The 19,039-nt window shown below is 71.0% G+C and carries 27 protein-coding genes; 24 read left to right on the top strand and 3 right to left on the bottom strand.

The window, feature by feature from the left end; genetic code table 11:
* Nucleotides 1-6: 6 nt before the first annotated feature.
* The 16 genes from ABD811_RS25315 (at nt 7) to ABD811_RS25390 (ending at nt 11,062) form a co-directional block, all read left to right on the top strand.
* Nucleotides 7-459, top strand: coding sequence for a hypothetical protein (locus ABD811_RS25315; RefSeq protein WP_344952456.1), 453 nt, complete (start codon nt 7-9; stop codon nt 457-459).
* A gap of 215 nt (nt 460-674) precedes the next feature.
* Complete coding sequence (locus tag ABD811_RS25320; protein ID WP_344952458.1) at nt 675-971, top strand: hypothetical protein; 297 nt, start codon at nt 675-677, stop codon at nt 969-971.
* Nucleotides 972-1,065: 94 nt separating this feature from the next.
* Nucleotides 1,066-1,368: a hypothetical protein gene (locus ABD811_RS25325; RefSeq protein WP_344952460.1), complete on the top strand. Its 303-nt coding sequence runs from the start codon at nt 1,066-1,068 to the stop codon at nt 1,366-1,368.
* A gap of 57 nt (nt 1,369-1,425) precedes the next feature.
* Nucleotides 1,426-1,857, top strand: coding sequence for a hypothetical protein (locus tag ABD811_RS25330; RefSeq protein ID WP_344952462.1), 432 nt, complete (start codon nt 1,426-1,428; stop codon nt 1,855-1,857).
* Complete coding sequence (locus tag ABD811_RS25335) at nt 1,854-2,021, top strand: hypothetical protein (protein ID WP_344952463.1); 168 nt, start codon at nt 1,854-1,856, stop codon at nt 2,019-2,021. Before ABD811_RS25330 ends, ABD811_RS25335 begins: the two co-directional genes overlap by 4 nt.
* On the top strand, nt 2,018-2,716 hold the full coding sequence (locus ABD811_RS25340; protein WP_344952465.1) for a hypothetical protein: 699 nt from the start codon (nt 2,018-2,020) through the stop codon (nt 2,714-2,716). The genes ABD811_RS25335 and ABD811_RS25340 overlap by 4 nt, the downstream gene beginning before the upstream one ends.
* A 79-nt stretch (nt 2,717-2,795) precedes the next feature.
* A complete protein-coding gene (locus ABD811_RS25345; protein ID WP_344952467.1) occupies nt 2,796-3,332 on the top strand; it encodes a hypothetical protein in 537 nt (178 codons plus the stop codon).
* 31 nt (nt 3,333-3,363) lie between these two features.
* Nucleotides 3,364-3,924, top strand: coding sequence for a hypothetical protein (locus ABD811_RS25350; protein ID WP_344952469.1), 561 nt, complete (start codon nt 3,364-3,366; stop codon nt 3,922-3,924).
* Nucleotides 3,925-4,661: 737 nt separating this feature from the next.
* A complete protein-coding gene (locus ABD811_RS25355) occupies nt 4,662-5,570 on the top strand; it encodes a ParB/RepB/Spo0J family partition protein (RefSeq protein WP_344952471.1) in 909 nt (302 codons plus the stop codon).
* Nucleotides 5,570-6,040, top strand: a complete 471-nt coding sequence (locus ABD811_RS25360; protein WP_344952473.1) for a cupin domain-containing protein — start codon at nt 5,570-5,572, stop codon at nt 6,038-6,040. The genes ABD811_RS25355 and ABD811_RS25360 overlap by 1 nt, the downstream gene beginning before the upstream one ends.
* 8 nt (nt 6,041-6,048) lie before the next feature.
* Complete coding sequence (locus ABD811_RS25365; protein WP_344952475.1) at nt 6,049-6,873, top strand: phosphoadenosine phosphosulfate reductase domain-containing protein; 825 nt, start codon at nt 6,049-6,051, stop codon at nt 6,871-6,873.
* Nucleotides 6,874-6,881: 8 nt separating this feature from the next.
* Entirely contained in the window at nt 6,882-7,526 is a 645-nt protein-coding gene (locus ABD811_RS25370) for a class II glutamine amidotransferase (RefSeq protein WP_344952477.1), read from the top strand.
* Nucleotides 7,523-7,765 (top strand): hypothetical protein, encoded by a 243-nt coding sequence (locus ABD811_RS25375; protein WP_344952479.1) that lies wholly within the window; start codon nt 7,523-7,525, stop codon nt 7,763-7,765. Before ABD811_RS25370 ends, ABD811_RS25375 begins: the two co-directional genes overlap by 4 nt.
* Complete coding sequence (locus ABD811_RS25380) at nt 7,762-9,084, top strand: phosphoadenosine phosphosulfate reductase domain-containing protein (RefSeq protein ID WP_344952480.1); 1,323 nt, start codon at nt 7,762-7,764, stop codon at nt 9,082-9,084. The genes ABD811_RS25375 and ABD811_RS25380 overlap by 4 nt, the downstream gene beginning before the upstream one ends.
* Complete coding sequence (locus ABD811_RS25385; RefSeq protein WP_344952482.1) at nt 9,081-9,590, top strand: ParB N-terminal domain-containing protein; 510 nt, start codon at nt 9,081-9,083, stop codon at nt 9,588-9,590. The genes ABD811_RS25380 and ABD811_RS25385 overlap by 4 nt, the downstream gene beginning before the upstream one ends.
* Entirely contained in the window at nt 9,590-11,062 is a 1,473-nt protein-coding gene (locus ABD811_RS25390) for an aldehyde dehydrogenase family protein (protein ID WP_344952484.1), read from the top strand. The genes ABD811_RS25385 and ABD811_RS25390 overlap by 1 nt, the downstream gene beginning before the upstream one ends.
* 77 nt (nt 11,063-11,139) lie before the next feature.
* Here ABD811_RS25390 and ABD811_RS25395 read toward each other — a convergent pair whose 3' ends face one another.
* Both ABD811_RS25395 and ABD811_RS25400 read right to left on the bottom strand, forming a co-directional pair.
* Nucleotides 11,140-11,457 carry a hypothetical protein gene (locus tag ABD811_RS25395; protein WP_344952486.1) on the bottom strand — a complete coding sequence of 106 codons (318 nt, stop codon included), beginning with the start codon at nt 11,455-11,457 and terminating at the stop codon, nt 11,140-11,142.
* Between the two features lie 147 nt (nt 11,458-11,604).
* Nucleotides 11,605-11,784, bottom strand: coding sequence for a hypothetical protein (locus ABD811_RS25400; RefSeq protein WP_344952488.1), 180 nt, complete (start codon nt 11,782-11,784; stop codon nt 11,605-11,607).
* A gap of 192 nt (nt 11,785-11,976) precedes the next feature.
* Between ABD811_RS25400 and ABD811_RS25405 the strand changes: the two genes are divergently transcribed.
* The 3 genes from ABD811_RS25405 to ABD811_RS25415 all read left to right on the top strand — a co-directional run bounded on the left by ABD811_RS25405 (nt 11,977) and on the right by ABD811_RS25415 (nt 13,309).
* Nucleotides 11,977-12,585 (top strand): hypothetical protein, encoded by a 609-nt coding sequence (locus tag ABD811_RS25405; protein WP_344952490.1) that lies wholly within the window; start codon nt 11,977-11,979, stop codon nt 12,583-12,585.
* A 122-nt stretch (nt 12,586-12,707) separates the two neighbouring features.
* A complete protein-coding gene (locus ABD811_RS25410; RefSeq protein ID WP_344952492.1) occupies nt 12,708-12,902 on the top strand; it encodes a hypothetical protein in 195 nt (64 codons plus the stop codon).
* 122 nt (nt 12,903-13,024) lie between these two features.
* Nucleotides 13,025-13,309, top strand: coding sequence for a hypothetical protein (locus tag ABD811_RS25415; protein ID WP_344952494.1), 285 nt, complete (start codon nt 13,025-13,027; stop codon nt 13,307-13,309).
* Between the two features lie 140 nt (nt 13,310-13,449).
* On the opposite strand, the gene ABD811_RS25420 is transcribed toward ABD811_RS25415, so the two are convergent.
* On the bottom strand, nt 13,450-13,635 hold the full coding sequence (locus tag ABD811_RS25420; RefSeq protein WP_344952495.1) for a hypothetical protein: 186 nt from the start codon (nt 13,633-13,635) through the stop codon (nt 13,450-13,452).
* A gap of 52 nt (nt 13,636-13,687) precedes the next feature.
* Between ABD811_RS25420 and ABD811_RS25425 the strand changes: the two genes are divergently transcribed.
* The 5 genes from ABD811_RS25425 to ABD811_RS25445 all read left to right on the top strand — a co-directional run.
* Nucleotides 13,688-14,218 carry a hypothetical protein gene (locus ABD811_RS25425; protein ID WP_344952497.1) on the top strand — a complete coding sequence of 177 codons (531 nt, stop codon included), beginning with the start codon at nt 13,688-13,690 and terminating at the stop codon, nt 14,216-14,218.
* A 477-nt stretch (nt 14,219-14,695) separates the two neighbouring features.
* Nucleotides 14,696-15,148 (top strand): hypothetical protein, encoded by a 453-nt coding sequence (locus tag ABD811_RS25430; RefSeq protein WP_344952499.1) that lies wholly within the window; start codon nt 14,696-14,698, stop codon nt 15,146-15,148.
* A gap of 178 nt (nt 15,149-15,326) precedes the next feature.
* Nucleotides 15,327-16,967 carry a hypothetical protein gene (locus ABD811_RS25435; protein WP_344952501.1) on the top strand — a complete coding sequence of 547 codons (1,641 nt, stop codon included), beginning with the start codon at nt 15,327-15,329 and terminating at the stop codon, nt 16,965-16,967.
* Between the two features lie 3 nt (nt 16,968-16,970).
* A complete protein-coding gene (locus ABD811_RS25440) occupies nt 16,971-18,725 on the top strand; it encodes a phage portal protein (RefSeq protein WP_344952503.1) in 1,755 nt (584 codons plus the stop codon).
* Nucleotides 18,722-19,039 (top strand): hypothetical protein (locus tag ABD811_RS25445; protein WP_344952505.1); only part of this gene is annotated, 318 nt, incomplete at its 3' end. The genes ABD811_RS25440 and ABD811_RS25445, both read left to right, overlap by 4 nt.

Consider the following 19,039-nt stretch of genomic DNA (forward strand, 5'->3'; position numbering starts at 1 on the left):
GGGCGCATGACCCAGGAATCGAACGGCAGCTTCGACGACGCCCTCAAGAAAGCTCACGACGAGGCCCTTCAGGAGCTCGCGCGAGCCGCGGAACTGCTCCGCAACACCGTGCACGACAACCTGTACCACTGGGTCGGCTTCGAGCACGTCCAGCGCGCCATGGACGAGATCGGATCGGGAAGGTTCCCCGGCCTGGAAGACGCGACCATGAACCTCATCACCGCCCGGGGCAACGCGCACCCGTGGATCATGGTCGGCGTCCTGGTCGACTTCGACGAGACCTGGACCAGTGCCGCCGAGATCGTGCGAAACACCGCGGCCGAAATCGTCACGGGCCGGGATGTCAGCTACAGGCGGACCGCCTTCCAGGCGGCTGAGGACCCGGCCCTCAGGAACGGCATGGTGCTGTTCCTGCGCGAACTCAGCCGGATCGGCATGCCCGTCACTGTGAACCTGTAACCGTCGCGGTATCCGCGCGGTCCACGGGGCGATGCGGAGGCCCGGCTTCCTCCGGCGCCCGTCGAACTCGGCGGGCGCCGGAGGGGCTTTGCCTGTCCGCTGCACGAACAGGAACCGCTATGTCCTCAGATTTGGCCATGCGGCTTGACGAAGTCTTGAAAAGAGGCCAAACTAGAAGACATAGCAACGATGGCAGAGAAAGGGGCGAGACCACGATGACCGCCACGACCTACACCCGCGCTCACCTGGGCCGCATGGACCTGGGGGCCCTGCGCGAGCACCTGGCCGCCTACCTGCTCACCACCTACGGCATTGCCGAGGGGTCGCCGCTGACCAGCGGCAACGCCCTCGACCTGGTGAAGATCGTCCGCGCCGACCGCTACGCCGCGCAGGCGGCGCGGATCCTGTCCCGGCGGCTGCGGTACGGCACCACGATGGAGTTCATCAAGCAGGGCGCCAAGGACGCACTCGACCTGTACTGCACCCTGGCCGCCGACGGCCGCTGCGGCTGACCGGCCCCGCCGGGCCAGAGCTCACAAGCCGGGGCGGCGGGTGTCCCCGCCACTCGCCGCCCCTTCACCTCCCGCACCCCCGGAAGGCAGCGCCATGACCGACAACGCAGCCGAAATCCTCGTTCTCCTCCCCGACGGAACGGCACCGGTCACCCGGCTGGGACTCGCCGACACCCTCGACGAGGCCGAGACGCAGTTCGTGGAGGTCTGCGCACGCCTGCGCTGGGCCCGCGAGCACGGCCGCGGCTACAGCCCGCAGGACGCCGACGACAGGAACCTGCTCGGCGACGCCCTCATGCACACCCTCGGCATCGATCTGGCAGAGCTCTACAACCGCTACGCCCACCGCATCGACGCCACCTACCGGCGGTTCTGCGAGCAGATCACCGCCCGTTGAACCATCGGCACCGGCCGCGCCACCGCGGCCGGTGCCAGCCACCTGGAAAGGAACCGCATGACCGATCGCCCGACCCCCTCTCGTGCCGTCGACACCGAGTTCGTCCGCGAGGCCACCCAGCTCAAGGAGACCGCCGAGGCCCTAGCCAAGACCGCGAGCGGCCCCATGAGCGACCCGCACACGCTCTGGCGGGCCTGCGACCGTCTCGGCCCCGTCGCCAAGGCGCTCGGTCGAACGTTCGCCGCGCTGCAGGACCACATCAACAAGGCTGCCGAGCGTGGCCTGCTGCGCCCCGATCACGACGACATCGACGTGGCCGCCGCCAGCAGCGACGCCTTCCACGCCTTCGCCCAGGCCGAGCGCCTGTCGCGGGAGCTCGCCGAGGCCGTGACCGACGCGGACGCGGCCACGGCCGGCTTCGCCCCCCGCGACAACAAGACCGACCAGCACCCCCCGATGGCAAACACCAACGATGCGGAGGACGCGTGACGCTGCGGCAGCTCATCGACAGGTACGGCATCAACCGAGGAAGCGACGGCCTGCCCCGCATCGGAGGAGACGGCCCCATCGTTCTGACATCGACCCCGAAGAACCCGCCCGCGCCGCTCACCACCGCGGCGACCGACGACACCGAAAGGAACCGCCCGGCATGATCGCCATGCACCTGCTCACCGCGTGCTGCGACGACCCCTCGCCCGAACGTGCCCGCGACCGCCGCCCCTACTGCTCCGCCTGCGACAGCGACCTGACCGAGCGGCAGTACACCGCACTGGCCGACTGCAACCACGCCGTCGAGGAGACCCCCGACGGCAGGGCCGCATGCACCAGCTGCGGCCTGCTGTTCTGCACCACCCTCGGCACCGCCCACAGCACCCCGGACGAGCCCCCGGTACCCGACCCCTGCACCAACCCCGCCACCACCGGCGACGGCCGCCACTGCACCAGCCACGCCCCCCGCCGCCCGGTCGGCGAGGTCCTGGACACCATCACCGAAATCCTCGGCGACCAGGCCGCCGCCGAACCGGCCATCTACCGGACACGAACGGCGCAGTACCCACCGCTGCACATCGACATCGACTCCTACACCCGGTTCGCCGCCACCGTCACCCTCCAGGACGTCCAGGAGCAGCAGTACGTCCAGTGGCAGTGCACCTGCCACCACCCCACCGCGGCGTCCGCGGCCGAATGCGCCCGCCGCGAGCTGCTGTACCAGCTCGGCGCCGCCGAGGTCGCCCCCGGCTACGTCAGCTCCGGCATCCTCGGCCTGCACACCTGGATCGAGACCGACCCCGCCACCGGCACGGAGGAGACCCGCACCGCCTGGCACAACGTGATGATGCGCACCTGACCGGAGCCGTGGCCCCCGGGCACCTCCCCGGGGGCCACGGCATCTACCGCGCTAGCCCCGACCTTGAAGCGAGGACCCTATGCCCAACCCGCCCACCCACCAGATCCCCGACACGGTGGAACACCTGCCGATCTGCCCTCGCCGCCGGCTACCGGTCCCCTTCGTCAACGCCATGACGCCGGACGGCGCCGACTTCACCGCGCTCGACCCGCGGAAGGTCTACGAGGTGGCCGAGCGGCGCCTGTGCGGCGTCTGCGGCCGCCCGCTGGACTACTGGATCTTCTTGCTCGGCGGCCCCAGCTCGGCGACCGAGCGTGCCTACGTCGACCCGCCGATGCACGAGGTCTGCGCCAGGCACGCGATGCAGCTGTGCCCCTACGTGGCCCGGCAGTCCATGCGCCGCCGCAAGAACCCGCTCACCCCGAGCACGATGCCGCTCGGGTTCGTCGAGAAGCATCCCGAGGCGTACGTCATGTACATCACCCGCGCCTACAAGTTCAAGGTCACCGCCCGTGGCTTGATCTTCACCCCGGCTCCGGCCGTCCGCCTGGAGCGCTACGAGTACGTCGACGGACAGCTCACCGCGTGCCCGGTCTCCCAGAACCGCCCCCGCTAGCACGCACGACCTAGGAAGGGGAACTCTTCTCATGCCCAAGATGACCCCGCGCCAGCTGGGCGACCGGCTGGAGCTTGCCGCCGCGATGATGACCCCAGAGGCCATCGCCGACTTCCAGGCCGCCGCCGCGCGCCTGGACGATCGGCACAGCCTGCACAACAAGTTCGCCATCTGGGTCCAGAAGCCCGACGCCAGCCAGGTCTTCGGCATGATGACCTGGCGCGAGCACGGCCGTAAGGTCGCCAGGGGACAGGGCGGCATCGCGATCTTCGCGCCGGTCACCCGCCGCGAGGCCAGCGACGGCGACGACAACGACCAGGCCGCCACGCGGCGACGCAGCGGCGCCGACAACGGCAAGGACGGCGGCAAGGACGGCACTGCCGGACAGGGCCGCCGGATCCGCAAGGGCTACCGCATCTCCTACGTCTGGGACATCTCCCAGACCGTGCCGGTCGACTGCCAGTGCCCCGCGGACGCCCCCTGCGCCTGCCCGCAGCCCAAGCCGCCCGCCCCCGCGGGCACCAAGCCCGACGACGCCGACGTCCGGGAATTGATGGAGGCGCTCACCGCCGACGACGACAGCCAGGAGTAGTCTCACCGGAAGCGCCCGAGCAGGGGCCCATACCTGCGACCGCCCGACCTGCTGTGAAGCGTCACCCGATGCCCGAGCAAGAGCAGCACGCCCGCGACATCCTCCGGTCACTCCGCAGACGCCCGCGCGGGGGCCTGGTACCCGTGACAACCACAGCGTGTCGGTAGAGCACTACCATGCACGCGAAATCCTGCAACGGCATGGATGCCTGCGCGGGGGCGTCATACCCGCGACCTGAGCAAAGGTCACAAGTCCGCTCCGTCAGTGGGCCGACGCTCCCCCCACTCCCCAGGTGACCAGGCGGCAAGTGATCACGTCCGAGCGGGGACCTCATGCCCGCGGCAACGAAGACTGCAGCAGGCTTGTCCAATCGTGACCGCGCGAGGCGTGATGCCCACGACGACGTCCGCTGATGGTCACCCTGGCGGTACGATCGGCGCACGTCACAGCCAAGCGGGGGATCGAGTCACCGACCATGCCGGAGCGGAGGCGTCATCTCCGCGACTAACGCGCCGATCTCACCACTGTGCCGTGGCAGAACAGCCCGGAGCCGGCTGCTCTACGCCCGCCCGGGGGCTTGATACCCGTGACGTCCCGTACCATGCCCCGGCCACGCCCGCGCGGGGGCCTCATACCCGCAACCATGGCAACTGTTTCGCCGTGCCTCACTGAACCCGGACGCCCCTTACGATCTGTGATATTGATCTTTAGGTTGTCACGTTCTGTGAGGTGCACCCTTGGCCGGTTCCGTCACGTGGCTGCGCACGGACGTCGTCCCCGTCGACTCCCTCACCCCCATGCCGGGAAACCCGCGGCGCGGTGTCGTCGAGGAGATCCGCGGCTCGATCCGCCGTCACGGCCAGTACAGGTCACTGGTGGTGCGCGACACCGGCGAGCAGCTGGTGATCCTGGCGGGCAACCACACCCTCAAGGCGCTGGTCGCCGAGGGTCACACCGAGGTCCGCTGCGAGATCGTCCAGTGCGACGATGACACCGCCCGCCGGATCAACATCGGCGACAACCGGCTGCACGACCTCGGCGGCTACGACGACGACGAGCTGACCAGGATCCTTCAGGAGCTGCCGGACCTGGACGCGACCGGCTACACCGGCGAGGACCTGGACGAGCTGCTGCGGGCGACCGACGCGCTCGGCGACCCGGCGGCCAGCTTCCTGGACCCCTTCCGTCAGCAGCCGCCCACCGCGCCGCCCGCCGCCCCGGCCGCCGGGGTCCCTCCGGCACCGCCCTACGACGCACCGGCCGATTCGCACACCACGGCGGCCGGCGCCCCGGCCGCACCGCCGCCGCCCGGGACCGGCACTCCGCCGCTCAGCCGCCCGGAGGACGGGCAGCCCGCTGCGCAGGAGGCCCCGCAGCCGACCTCCCACCCGGCCGTGTCGGACGCGCCCCCCGCCGCTCCCGGCGCGATCCCGCCGCCGCCGTCCACGGCCAGCCCGCAGGACCTGGTGCCGATCTCCTGGACGGTCACCGTCGCCGAACGTGACCGGATCCGCGGCATCCTCCGCAAGGCCCAAGGCCAGCTCGGCGTCCCGGACGCCTCCACCGCGCTGGTCCAGATCCTGGACCAGTACGCCGCAACCCACCTGCAAGAATCCGCCTCCGCCATCCCCAAGGAGCCATCCTGATGAGCCACTCCAGCGCTCTGCGCATCGTCCCCCTCGGCGCGGCCGCGGCCGCCGTCCGCGAGCAAGGCGTGCCCGTCCACGGCGCCGACGCCACCGGCCTCGCCCTGCACCTGTCGGGCGATGGCCATCTGGGCGCCGACATGCTGCGCGTGCCCCCGCACACCAGCTTCCCGATCCACGTCCACCCCGGACACCACCTGCTGCTCTGCCTGGAAGGCGAAGGCACCATCACCGTCGATCAGGTCACCCACCGCATCCGACCCGGCGACCTGTACATGGTGGACGGGCAGGTGCCGCACGCGGTCGGCGCCGGAGACACCGAGCACGTGCTGGTCGCGATCGGCGCCCCGCACAAGCCGGTCGACGACCCGTCGCGAATGACCTTCACCGACTGGCAGGGCTTCGCCGTGGACGCCCCCCTGTTCCACACCGGCCCCGCCACCGCGCCCGCCGACGCCGACCGGGGCTGAGGCACACCATGGCCGCCTCGTCCGGCAGCGGGCCGCCCTCGCCGCGGCTGGCACGCAAGCAAACCACCCGCGACCAGGACATCTGGTCGCGCGCCCGGCAGAACGCCGCGGCGCTGTGGCCCGACGACCGTCTCGACGAGCTCATCGACACCACCGTGACGCGGATCAAGGACACGGTGGGATCACGGCGCGCCGCGCTGGCCTGGTCCGGAGGCAAGGACTCGCTCGCCCTGCAGCTGCTGGCCGCCCAGGCCGGGATCACCGAGGCCGTCCTGGCGATCACCGAGGAGCTGGAGTATCCGGCGTTCCTGCGCTGGGTCACCGACCACATGCCCGACGACCTGACCGTGGTGTCCACCGGGCAAACCCTCGCCTGGCTGGCCGACCACCCGGAGATGCTGTTCCCGCAGGGAAACTACGGCTCCCGCTGGTTCCAGATCGTCAACCACCGCGGCCAGGAACGCTACTACCGCGACCGCGGCCTGGAGATGCTGCTGCTCGGCCGCCGCCGCTCCGACGGCAACTACACCGGCCCCAAGGGCGCCGACCTGTACACCAACAAGCGGGGCGTGACCCGCTACTCGCCGCTCGCCTCATGGGACCACGAGGCGGTGTTCGCGCTGCTCGACCGCCACCAGATCGAGCTGCCGCCCTGCTACGCCTGGCCGCGCGGATACCAGGTCGGCACCGGCGCCTGGCCAGCTCGCCAGTGGACCCGCGACACAGACCACGGGTTCGAGGAGGTCTGGCAGATCGACCCCGACGTGATCCGGACAGCGGCCGGGCAACTGCCGGCGGCCGCCGACTGGATGGCCCGCACCGGGCGGTCCTGATGTGCGGGGTGTTCGCCTACATCGGCCCGGACGCGCCCGACCCCGAGCTGCTGGTCCAGGCGGCCGAGGGCGCCGCCCGCCGTGGTCCGCACGCGCACGGCTGGGCCGGTCACGGCGTGGCGGCGCATCGGGCGCTCGGCTGCCTGGACCCGGCCTCCGCGCGCGGGCTGACCGCCAGCCGCCTGGTCGGGCACGCCCGGCTGGCCACCTCGGGACGTCCCGGTGACATCGCGGCGATCCAGCCGATCGAGGCCAACGGTCACCTGATCGTGCACAACGGCACCGTCCCCGACCTGGCGGCCCTGTCCGCACTGGACGCCATCACCGGCGGCGTCTCTGACACCGTGTCGGGCAGTGTGTCTGACACCGTGGCGCTGGCCGCCTGCTACGCCCGACTCCGCGCCCGGGGCCGCACGCCGCAGCAGGCGCTGGACGACACCCTGCAGGCCGCGGCCCAGACCGCTTGGGCGGTGGTGGTGCTGGACGCCTCCGGTGACCTGGTGCACCACCGGCACCGCCTGCCGCTGTTCGAACTCGTCACGCCCGAGGGCGGCGTATACCTGTCGTCGGGGCGGCTTCCCGCTGCCACCGCCACACCGCCCGGACAGTCCAACACCGCGACCGCGCGACAGGCAGGAACGGCACCGGCATGACCAGCCCCGACACCGCCCCAGACAGCAGCCCCCACACCGAACCCCACCCCGGGCCAGAGACCGGGCCGGGCACCGTGCCGACCATCGACGGCTCCGACCTGACCGACACCCAGCGCGCTGGGAACGCCTGCGCGGTATGCGGCAAGACCTGGCCACGCCCCACCGTCCTCATCGGCCGCCTGCCCGACGGCCGCCAGCTACTGATCTGTCCCGAACACGCAACCGGGAGCCCGCCGTGAACCCGCTGCTCGGCCGACGGCAGACCCAGCCCCGCGTCGACCTCGACACCGACGTGTACACGCTGGCCCGCCAGCGCACCGCCTACGTCATGGACACCTTCGACGAGATCATCGTCGCCTTCAGCGGCGGCAAGGACTCCACAGCGGTGCTGAACATCGCGCTGGAGGTCGCCCGCTCCGACCCGCGCTTCGCCCGGCACCTGCCGCTGCGCGTGGTCCACTTCGACGAGGAGGCCATCCCCTTCGAGACCGAGGAGTACGTCCGCCGCGTCTCCCAGCGCGACGACGTCGCACTGGAGTGGTACTGCCTGCCGGTCAAACACCGCAACGCCTGCTCACGCTCGCACCCGTACTGGTGGCCCTGGGCGCCGGAGGACGAGGCGAAGTGGTGCCGCCCCATGCCGCCGGAAGCCATCACCCACCTGGACGGCTTCCCGATCAACCCGCCCGAGGCCCGGCTGACCATCCCCGACCTCAACGGGCTGCTGGCCCCCGGCCGCGCCTCGACAGCGATGCTGATGGGCATCCGCGCGCAGGAATCGGTCATCCGCCGCCGCGCGGTCAGCCGCCGCAAGGTCGACAACTACATCGTCCGCTACGACGGCCCCACCGGCGGCGGCAACATCTTCAAGGCGTACACGATCTACGACTGGCAGACCGAGGACGTCTGGACCGCCGCCAAACTCAACGGCTGGGACTACAACCGCGCCTACGACCGCATGGCCATGGCCGGAGTCACCCCCTACCAGCAGCGATGCTCCCCGGCGTTCGGCGAGGAACCCCTCAACAAGATCCACACCTACGCCACCTGCTTCCCCGAGGTGTGGGAGAAGATGTCCGAGCGGGTGCCGGGCATCGGCGCCGCCGTCCGCTACGCCCGCACCGAGCTGTGGGCCTTCGGCTCCCGCCCGGACAAACCCGCCCACGTGACGTGGCCCGACTACATCGCCCACTACGTCTCCCGGTGGACCCGCCCGGCCGAACAGACCATGATCGCCGGCAGGCTGCGCGAGACGATCCGCCGCCACTACCGGCACACCACCGACCCGATCCTGCCCACCTCCCCGCATCCCCGCTCCGGGGTGTCCTGGGAGTTCCTGCTGACGCTCGCCATGCGCGGGGACTTCAAGGAACGCCGCCAGGAAACGATGAAGATCAGACCGGAGGCCAAGGCCCGCGAATGGGCCAGCTACACCGCCGAGCTGACGCGCCTGCTGGCCGACGGCGTCACCGCGGCCGAGCTCGGCCACCCGCGCGCACTGCCCCCCGACCCCTCCATGCTCATCCCGACCGAGTACCGGCAGGAGGCCGAACAATGACCGCCATCGACAGCCAGCCCGTGTCCAACATCCGCTGGGTGGAGCGAGACGAACTGTCCGCCAACAGCTGGAACCCCAACAGGCAGGCACCGCCCGAGCACCGGCTGCTGAAGGTGTCGATCCGGGAGAACGGCTGGACGCAGCCGATCGTGGTCCGCCAGGAGGACCACGGCCTGGAGATCGTGGACGGCTTCCACCGCTGGACCGTCTCCCAGACCCCCGACATCGCCGAGCTGACCGGCGGCCTGGTCCCCGTCGCCGTCCTCCCGCCGACCGACCCCGCGCTGGCACGGCTGGCCACCATCCGCCACAACCGCGCCCGCGGCGTGCACCACGTCCTGGGCATGGCCAAGATCGTCGTCGAGCTGCGCGAGCTCGGCCTGTCCGCCGAGGACCTGGCCGCCCGCCTGGAGATGGACCCCGAAGAGGTCGATCGGCTCTCCGACCGGGGAGGCATGATCGAGCGCGGCTCGGCCGAGGGCTACAACAACGGCTGGACCGTCTGATGACCACCACCCCCGGCCCGAACAGGCACGACGCCCGCGGCGCCCTGATCGGCCGCGACCTGCCCATCCGCCGCGACCACCTGTACATCGACGGCGACTTCCGCCCCGCGTCCGGCACCTACACGGTGATCGATCCGGCCACCGCCCGGCCGATGGGCCAGGCACCCGCCGGCACCGCCGCCGACATCGACCGCGCCGTCGCCGCGGCCCGCCGCGCCTTCGACACCGGCCCCTGGCCGCACCTGCCCGCAGCCGAGCGCGCCGCCTTCCTCGCCCGCCTCGCCGCGGCCTACCGGCAGCACTCCGGCCACTTCGCCGAGCTGATCATCGCGCAGATGGGCTCACCGGTGTCGTTCACCGCGCAGACTACGCACCCGCCCGCGGTCCTCGACTTCTACGCGGCCCTCGCCGACGACGACCGCCTGCTGCACGAGGAACGGGACGGCTACCTGGTGCACCGGGAACCCGCCGGGGTGGTGGGGATCATCACCCCGTGGAACATGCCGTCCAAGACGATCATCATGAAGCTGGCGCCCGCGCTGCTCGCGGGCTGCACGGCCGTCATCAAACCCGCCCCGCAGACCCCCTTCGACGCGCTGGCGCTCATCGACCTGATCGACTGGCTCGACCTGCCCCCTGGCGTGGTCAACGTGGTCACCACCCCGTCCAACTCGGTCGCCGAACGCCTCGTCACCCACCCCGGAGTCGACAAGATCGCCTTCACCGGCTCCACCGCGACCGGCGCCCTGATCGCGGCGCTATGCGGCGCCGACATCCGCCGCGTCAGCCTCGAGCTGGGCGGCAAGTCCGCGATGATCGTCACCGAGGACGCCGACGTGCACGCCGCGATCGCCACCGTCCCCGCCCAGTCGCTGGCCAACAGCGGGCAGATCTGCTCCAACCTGACCCGCATCATCGCCCACACGGCCGTCTACGCCGATGTCCTGGACGCCCTCGACAGTGTGTTCGACCGGCTGACGGTCGGCGACCCGGCCGATCCGGCCACCGACATCGGCCCGCTGGCGTTCGAGGCCCAGCTCGACCGCGCCGCCGCCCACATCGCCCAGGCGATCGGCGAGGGCGCCACGCTCCGCCGCGGCGCCACCATCCTCCGCCGCGACGGCCACTACCTGCAGCCGGGCATCCTCACCACCGACGACCCCCGCAACCACGCCTTCCGGGTCGAGATCTTCGCGCCCGTGCTCACCGTCACCCCCTACATCGGCGACGACCACGCGATCGAGCTGGCCAACGCCACCCCCTACGGACTGGACGGCTGCATCTGGACCGCCGACCCCGGCCGCGCCCTGCACATGGCCTCCCGGATCCGCTCCGGCACCGTCCGCGTCAACGGCGCCGAGCCGCCCGTGCACGCCCCGCTCGGCGGCTACAAGCGGTCCGGCATCGGCCGCGAACTCGGCCCCGAGGGCCTTGCCGCCTACCTGGAGACCAAGGTCGTGGCGACGGCATGACATCCCGCCGGGGATCACCGGTCCCCGGCGGGATCAGCCGTCCGCAGCCGATGGACACACGTCCTGCCGCCGTGGCGTCACTCCCAGACGACCACGAGATCACGGCGCCCCACCGAGCGCGCGAGTCTGCGGCCCTTGTCCGTCAGCACCAACAGCTCGGCGAGGAGGCGCTGCACCTGAGGATCGGGATGGCCGTCCGGCCACCTGCCCAGGCACTCCAGAAACGTCTCCAGCGAGCACCGCCCGTGCCATGAGGTGACACCCCCGGCGGACCAGCCGTCCAAGCCCGTCTCGCGGCCAACCAGGTCGGCCTGCGCATCGGACATCGTGACGAACGGCCACCCGGGCAGGTGCGTGGCACCGCGCCCGTTGCTGGCCATGACGTAGAACTCCACGGTCCCCGGCCCGGTCTTCGGACACGGAGCACCAGGTGTCCACAGCATCGGTCCTCCCGTTCTCGTGCGGCGTGGGCCCCGCGGCCAGGAGGGGTGTGCCGCCGGAGCGGGGGCCCGGCGGCACACCCACCCAGTAGGGGTGGCCCGTCAGCCGGCGAGCTGGATGTCGGCGCCGATCTCGCGCTGCTCGGTGGCGCACCAGCCGCAGATGCTCTTGATCACGCCGTCGATCATCGCGGTGGTGACGGCGGCGTTCGGCTCGCGGGTCGGGTAGCCGAGCTCGGCGTCCATCTCGTTGTTCTCGATGCAGACCTCGCAGGGCTTCATGTGCGTCCTCCGTGGGGTGTTCGTGTTCTATGTCTTCAAGTTTGGCCTAATTTAGTGATGAAGTCAATCTGTTCGCCCAGGTCGGAGTGGCCGAGCTCGGCCACCGGGAAGCCGGTGACGAGGTTGACTATGTCTCTTAAGTAGGCCAAACTTGAAGACATAAGCGAACGGGTCACCACCACGGAGGAACCGATGACCATCACCTACGTCGCCACCAAGACCGGCAAGCGCAAGCACCCCACCCGCCCGGACGGCACCGTCCCCTGCGAGATCAACGCGACGATCCCGGCGGAGGGGGAGCGGGCCGATCTGCCGGTCTGCGGGACCTGCACCGCGATCCTCGCCGACGAGGCCGCCGCCTTCATCGCCGCTGAGATGGAGCCCGCCGAGGAGGTGTCCGAGGAGGTCTCGGAGGAGGCCGCCGAGGAGGTGTCCGAGGAGGCCGCCGAGGAGGTGTCCGAGGAGGCCGCCGTCCCGGCTGCCGCGTGCGACGCCATGCTGCGGCTGCGGGTCGGGCAGCGGATGCTGAACTTCATCGCCGGGCGTCTGGACGGTGAGCGGGACGCCGGTCTGCTGACCGACATCGGCGCCGCCGAGGTCCGCAAGGCGGGGGCGGGGGCCAACGCCTACGTCACCACCACGGTGGAGGGTGCGCGGGCGCTGCTGGGGGCGGTGGAGGACCTGTACGCCGACATGCAGGCCAAGCGCGTCCGCACCACCCAGACCGGGTTCCGTGCCCGCGTGCTGGCCGCGCTGGCGACCGACATCAAGACCACGATCGCGACCGCCGAGACCGCCTGACGGGCGAGACGTCTCCGGGGGTGGGCCAACGCATTACGGCCCGCCCCCGGCCCGGCGGCCGACCGACAGGCCGTGCTCGGCCAAGCCAGGTCAACAGACATAGAGCGCAGGAGGTCATTGCGATGCAGAACCTGACGGGGCGGTGGATCCGGTTCCAGCTGGTGGACGAGGGCGAGCCCATGGAGGGCGTTGTCAGGAGGGAAATGCGCGACCGCGACTCCGTTGAGTTCTACTCCGTGGAGACGGACAAGGGACTCGTGCGGGTCTGGCCCGATCAGATCCGGCACGTCGAGGGGTGTCCCGACTGCCGCCCGTGAAGCCCGTGCGAGGGCGGCCGTCCGTCTCCTGTCCGCGCCGCGCTGGCGGCCGCGGGCCGCCGACGACGCTGCCAGAGCCCTTGCCGTGCGACATCAAGAGCCCCGATGAAAGGAGCGGCCCAATGGACTTTCACCGCATGATCACCGACATCACCACCGACACCGTTGCCAGGGTGTTCGCCGAGGCCGCCCGCCGCGAGATGAAGGACACCAACCTCGGCGGCCTGGTGAACGTGACAGTGGGCGGCGAAGAGTTCAGCGTGATCATCGGACGCCGCCACCTGGCGCACATCTTCGCCCGCCAGGGCTACGGCCCCATCGAATACCTGCACATCGACGCCACCCCCGAGCAGGACCGGCCCATCCGCGAGGCGTTCCGCGCCCAGCACGGACGCGACCCCCGCTGACCTCTGGGGCCGGTTCGCCGGTCCCACCGCATGGCGAAGGCCCGGCCGGACACCTCGGCCGGGCCTTCGCCATGGCCGCCGGCGTGCCGCCGTCCTCCTCCATCTCCCCGCCCTGGGAGTTCCGCGCCGACGTCGTGACCTCACCGGCAGACATCGCCCCGGCAGCCCTTCTCCCAGGGGACGCCTCGCCATCGGCTCTCGGTGAACCTGGACGGCCCCGAGGGTGGCTGGCGCAGGCCGGTGACGAACGCAGCCGCCGCGTGCAGCCGCCGGTGGCCGAGCTCGGCCACCGGGAAGCCGGTGACGAGGTTGATTATGTCTCTCAAGTAGGCCAAACTTGAAGACATAAGCGGACGGGTCACCACCACGGAGGAACCGATGACCATCACCTACGTCGCCACCAAGACCGGCAAGCGCAAGCACCCCACCCGCCCCGACGGCACCGTCCCCTGCGAGGCCAACGCCACCATCCCCGCCGAGGGCGAGCGGGCCGACCTGCCGGTCTGCGGGACCTGCACCGCGATCCTCGCCGACGAGGCCGCCGCCTACATCACCGCCCAGATGCAGACCTCCGACCAGACCCCCGAGGAGGAGCAGACCACCCTGCGCCTGCGCGTCGGCCAGCGCATGCTGAACTTCCTCGCCGGGCGCCTGGACCCCCATGCGCACGCCGACCTGCTCGCCGACATCGACCAGGCCGAGATCCGCAAGGCCGGCGCCGGGGCCAACGCCTACGTCACCACCACCCTCACCGGCGCCCAGACCCTCCTGCAGGCCGTCGAGGACCTGTACGCCGACATGCAGGCCAAGAAGGTCCGCACCACCCAGACCGGGTTCCGCGCCCGCGTCCTCACCGCTCTCGCCGCCGAGATCAACACCGCCATCACCGGGGCCGCCGACGCGGCCTGACAGACCCCCGGGGGCAGCCCGACACACGGCCCGCCCCCGGACAGCGGAAATGGGGGCAACCTCAGGTTGCCCCCTTTCGCACGCCCCCAACCACCCCGAACACTCACCCGCACCCCTCAAACAACAACGGGACACCCCGGCTCACCCTCCGCCGCACCGCCACCCACCCTCCCGGACCGCCGCGCAGCGCAAGCACGCCACCCCATGCCCCTCACCAACCCGACCACAACATCCACCAACATCCGCCCATACCACGCCACTGTGAACCACCACCGCCACAACAAGTCCCCACCCTTCCCGACACACCCCCCGGCGCGACACCACCAACAGCGCAGGTCACCCACGCCCCGCCTGGCGTTTAATTGATCACCAAGACCACGCCATCAAGGCGACATGCCAACCCACAAGACGTGCCAACATCACGGGCCCCACACAAGCAGGGCAGGGGACCGGCGAGGGAAGGACGGGAAAGGCGGGATGGGCGTCTCTAAGGCGCGGCGAGCCGAGGTCGCGGCCCGCCGCGCGAAGGCGATCCAGCTGCGGCTGGCCGGTGTGCCCCTGGATAAGATCGCCGAGCAGCTCGAATACTCCAGCCGCGCCGCGGTGTCCAAGGACATCGCACGTGCCCTGGAGGCGAACACCTCTGAGCTGGCGGGGCGGTCGGCCGAGCTGCGCGCGACAGAGCTGGAGCGCCTTGACCGGCTGCAGGCCGCAGCATGGGGGAAGGCGCTCCAGGGCGATCTAGAGGCCGGGAACTTCTGCCTGCGGCTGATCGACCGGCGGATCCGGCTGCTCGGCCTCGACACGCCCGTGCGCGCTGACCTCACCATCCACCAGGTCGATCCAGCCGACACCGCGCTCGCCGAGCTGCTGAACGAGGCGCGAGCACGCGTTGCCGCTGAGGAGGCCCGGCTGAGGGGCGAGGAGTGACGGCCACCGCTGCGCCGCCGAAGGTTCCGGCCCGGTCGCGCCACGCCTGTCCCGGATGCCGGCGGGTTGTGTGCTGCCACGAGTACGAGATGGCCGCCGAATCCTGCCGGGCCTGTCTGGAGGTCATCCCGCGCGTGGCAGGTGCTCTGCGCGGCCTGGCCAGGGTCGGGTGGCGCCGGTGACCGACACTCACACCCGCTCCCGCAGCGCCCGCACCGGCAGGTGCGCGGCCGATGGCTACCTGGCCGGAGCCGACGCCGAGACCTTCGACCTCACCGCCCACGTGCTCGAGCACGTCGACGAGCGGCTGCTGGCCACTCCCGAGGGCCGCCGCCTGCTGACCCGGCTGGACCCGCTGCTGTTCGCCGTCCTCTACACGCCCCACCTGATCCGCGACGACGATGGCCGCATCACGTTCGCGGACCTGCATCTGGCGTTGTTCCGGCATGGCCGCCGCTGGCTGCGCAGCCCGGGCCCGCGACAAGGCCGGCATGCGTTCGTCGCGCCCCGCGAGTCGGGCAAATCGACGATCCTGTTCAAGGTGCTGCCGCTATGGGCTGCCGCGCACGGCCACGTCAGGTTCATCGCCGCGTTCTCCTCCTCGGGGACGCAGGCCGAGACCCACCTGTCAGGGTTCAAACGGGAGCTGGACACCAACGTCCTGCTCCGCTCCGATTTCCCCGACCTGTGCGCCCCGGCGCGGCGGCCGACCGGCGGCAACGTCGCCGACTCACGGCAGATGATGCACACCCGCTCCGAATTCTCCTTCGCCGCCCGCGGCCTCGACAGCGAGGTGCTGGGCCTGGTCGATGCGAAGAACCGCCGACCCGACCTGATCATCCTGGACGACGTCGAGCCCGACGAGTCGAACTACTCGGCCTACCAGGCGCGCAAGCGGCTGATCACGATCACCGACACCGTGCTGGCGATGAACGAACGCGCGCACGTCGCCCTCGTCGGCACGGTCACCATGCCCGGCTCGATCGTCCACCAGCTCGTCAAGACCGTCACCACGGCCGAGGACGTCCCGGACTGGATCACCGACGAGGCGTTCCAGGTCCACTACTTCGAGCCGATCATCAAGACCGCCGACGGCCGGGAACGTTCCATCTGGCCAGTGAAATGGCCCGTCTCCTACCTGGCCAGCATCGCCCACACCCGCTCCTACAAGAAGAACTTCCTGAACCAGCCGGTCCGCATGGACGGCGACTACTGGACCCCCGACGACTTCGTGTACGGCGACATCCCCGACGCCGCGCGGGTGCTGCTGCAGATCGACCCGGCCGTCACCGACAAGCGCACCTCCGACTACTACGGCCTGGCCGTCATCGCCTACCGGCCGCCCCAGACCGCCGACCGCAGCGGACCCGGCCCCGCGTGCACCGCCAAGACCGCGCCGCAGGTGCGGCAGCCGCTGTGCGTGGTCCGCCACGCCGCCGCCCTCCGGCTGCCCCCGGCCCGGCTGCGCGACAGGGTGCTGCAGATCCTGGAGGCGTTCCCCGAGATCGGCGCCGTGCGGATCGAGGTCAACCAGGGCGGCGACACCTGGCGCAGCATCCTGCACGACCTCCCCGTCAGGTTGCTCGTGCACACCGAATCGGCACCCAAACCCGTGCGCGCCGCGGACCTGCTCAACCAGTACCAGAGGCACCGGGTGCTGCACGCCAAGCGGTTCCCCGAGCTGGAGGACCAGATGACGGCCTACCCGGATGTCCTGCACGATGACCTGATCGACGCGGTCGGCGCCGGGGTCCGCTACTTCATCAAGACCAAACCCCGGGCCGGGGCCAAGACCGTCAACTACACGGGGGGACGCTGACCGATGGACGACACCGTCACCGTGGACCCTGAGGTCCGGGAGGTGGCCGCAGACCTGGACGAGGCGCTCACAGCGCTGAACGACGCCCAGCCCGGCTACGAGGAGGCCGAGGAGTACTACGAGGGGAAGGCGGAGGAGAAGTTCCTGTCCCCGCTGCTGCGCAAGCTGCTGACGGGATCCTCACGCGATTTCCAGATCAACCTGGCGGGGCGCGTGGTGGACGCCGTGCTGGATCGGCTGGAGATCGGCGCACTGACGGCCGAGCCCATCAACGACACCACCGCCGACACCGGTGAGGACACCGGCGGCAGCGGCAGTGACACCAACAGCGGGGACAACCGCGACGCGGACGGAAAGGGGGAGGATGACGCCGGCACCGAACCCGGCTCCGGCCCCGGCACCACCGACCAGGACAGCGATCCCGACGACACCGAGGACGATCCGCAGGACAACGAGCCGACCCGCCTGCTCAACGAACTGTTCTGGGACGCCAACGAGCTGGCGATCGAGGCCCCCGAACTCCACGAGAAGGCCCTGTCGCTCGGCGACGCCTACCTGTTCGTCTGGCCCGAGCTCGACCACCAGGGCCAGGTCACCGGCATCGAGGTGTACTACAACTCCCCGCTATCGGTCCGCGTCCTCTATGACCCCGAGAAACCCCGCCGCAAGCGGCTGGCCATCAAACGCTGGCAGACCGGGACCGGCAAGGACGCCCGCATCCGCGTCAACCTCTACTACCCCGGCGACCACGGCGAACCCGGCCACGTGGTGAAGCTGGTGTCCAAACGCACCCGCGGCGACACCCCCGCCGACTTCGAGCCCCACATCGACGAGCACACCGACGAGTCCGGCGTCATGCCCGTCCCCTGGGACTTCGAAGGACTGCCGTTCTTCCACTTCCGCACTGCCCGCCCCTACGGCAGGCCCGAGCACTGGCGCGCCTACGGCGCCCAGGACGCCACCACCAAGCTGATCACCAACATGATGAGCGCCGTCGACTTCGCCGCCGCCCCCCAGCGGGTCGCGCTCATCGAGCCCGGCGCCGCCACCGACGACGACACCGACTGGGGCGAAGACGACGACACCGACCCCGAGGACCTGGAGTCCCAGCTGATCGCCGGCCCCGGCCGCGTCTGGCTGCTCAAGTACGTCAAGGACGTCAAGGAGTTCTCCCCGGCCGACATGGAGCAGTTCCTCAAGCCGCTGAACTGGATCGTCGGCGCGATGGCGGCCTCCACCGGGACGCCCCTCAGCCAGTTCCAGCAGGTGCTCGGCGGCCCCGCCTCGCTGCCCTCAGGGGAGTCGCAGCGGCAGGACAAGGACCCCCTGATCAACAAGGTCAACGCACGGCAGCGGTCGTTCGCCGCGACCTGGCGCGACGCCGCCTCGTTCGCGCTGCGGCTGCTGGGGATCGACGCGATCGTCGCCGTGCACTGGAAACCGCCCCAGCTCATCTCCGGCCGCGAGGCATGGGAGGCCGTCAAGAAGCAACAGGAGGCGGGCGTGCCCGTCCGGCAGACCCTCCTCGAAGCCGGGTACACCGAGGCCGAGGTCACCTCCTGGGGCTACACCGAGGACAACCCCGACGGGCCGTCCCGGATCGACTTCACCCAGTTCGCCGCGCCGCCTCCCGTACCCGGCGTGCCGAACCCGTTCGACCAGCAGCCCGCGCTGCCCACCCCTCCCGGCACACCCGCTCCCGCCGGGACCGCTCCAGACGCCGGAGCCGGGGCCGGGGCCGGCGGGGAGGCCCCGTGAAGGAACAATCATCGCGGCTGGCCGACCTGCTCATCGACTCACGCGCCGCCAAGACCCTCGTCCAGTGGGAGGGCTGGGTCGCCGCGCGGATCGACGCCGCCGTGGACGCCGCCATCGCCGCCCTCGGCTTCACCGGCGCCGCTCTGCGGTCGGCCGCACAGGCCGTCCTCACCGCGATCGGCCAGGCCGCCACCGCCGCCATGGCCGTCGGGCAGGCCATCGCCGCCTCAGCCTGGGCCCTGCTGTCCGGACGCCGCACCCCCACGCCCCGCCGCGCGGCCAGCGGTCCGCCGCCGCCCGCGCCGCGCCTGGAC

The sequence above is a fragment of the Actinomadura miaoliensis genome, assembly GCF_039536785.1.
GTDB lineage: Bacteria > Actinomycetota > Actinomycetes > Streptosporangiales > Streptosporangiaceae > Spirillospora > Spirillospora miaoliensis.

Bases quoted from the DNA above. Each gene is read 5' to 3' on its own strand.
- ABD811_RS25320 (WP_344952458.1), top strand. From the start codon at position 675: ATGACCGCCACGACCTACACCCGCGCTCACCTGGGCCGCATGGACCTG.
- ABD811_RS25325 (WP_344952460.1), top strand. From the start codon at position 1,066: ATGACCGACAACGCAGCCGAAATCCTCGTTCTCCTCCCCGACGGAACG.
- ABD811_RS25330 (WP_344952462.1), top strand. From the start codon at position 1,426: ATGACCGATCGCCCGACCCCCTCTCGTGCCGTCGACACCGAGTTCGTC.
- ABD811_RS25345 (WP_344952467.1), top strand. From the start codon at position 2,796: ATGCCCAACCCGCCCACCCACCAGATCCCCGACACGGTGGAACACCTG.
- ABD811_RS25440 (WP_344952503.1), top strand. From the start codon at position 16,971: ATGGACGACACCGTCACCGTGGACCCTGAGGTCCGGGAGGTGGCCGCA.
- ABD811_RS25365 (WP_344952475.1), top strand. From the start codon at position 6,049: ATGGCCGCCTCGTCCGGCAGCGGGCCGCCCTCGCCGCGGCTGGCACGC.
- ABD811_RS25315 (WP_344952456.1), top strand. From the start codon at position 7: ATGACCCAGGAATCGAACGGCAGCTTCGACGACGCCCTCAAGAAAGCT.
- ABD811_RS25350 (WP_344952469.1), top strand. From the start codon at position 3,364: ATGCCCAAGATGACCCCGCGCCAGCTGGGCGACCGGCTGGAGCTTGCC.
- ABD811_RS25415 (WP_344952494.1), top strand. From the start codon at position 13,025: ATGGACTTTCACCGCATGATCACCGACATCACCACCGACACCGTTGCC.
- ABD811_RS25385 (WP_344952482.1), top strand. From the start codon at position 9,081: ATGACCGCCATCGACAGCCAGCCCGTGTCCAACATCCGCTGGGTGGAG.
- ABD811_RS25375 (WP_344952479.1), top strand. From the start codon at position 7,523: ATGACCAGCCCCGACACCGCCCCAGACAGCAGCCCCCACACCGAACCC.
- ABD811_RS25430 (WP_344952499.1), top strand. From the start codon at position 14,696: ATGGGCGTCTCTAAGGCGCGGCGAGCCGAGGTCGCGGCCCGCCGCGCG.
- ABD811_RS25400 (WP_344952488.1), bottom strand. From the start codon at position 11,784: ATGAAGCCCTGCGAGGTCTGCATCGAGAACAACGAGATGGACGCCGAG.
- ABD811_RS25340 (WP_344952465.1), top strand. From the start codon at position 2,018: ATGATCGCCATGCACCTGCTCACCGCGTGCTGCGACGACCCCTCGCCC.
- ABD811_RS25410 (WP_344952492.1), top strand. From the start codon at position 12,708: ATGCAGAACCTGACGGGGCGGTGGATCCGGTTCCAGCTGGTGGACGAG.
- ABD811_RS25405 (WP_344952490.1), top strand. From the start codon at position 11,977: ATGACCATCACCTACGTCGCCACCAAGACCGGCAAGCGCAAGCACCCC.
- ABD811_RS25360 (WP_344952473.1), top strand. From the start codon at position 5,570: ATGAGCCACTCCAGCGCTCTGCGCATCGTCCCCCTCGGCGCGGCCGCG.
- ABD811_RS25425 (WP_344952497.1), top strand. From the start codon at position 13,688: ATGACCATCACCTACGTCGCCACCAAGACCGGCAAGCGCAAGCACCCC.
- ABD811_RS25390 (WP_344952484.1), top strand. From the start codon at position 9,590: ATGACCACCACCCCCGGCCCGAACAGGCACGACGCCCGCGGCGCCCTG.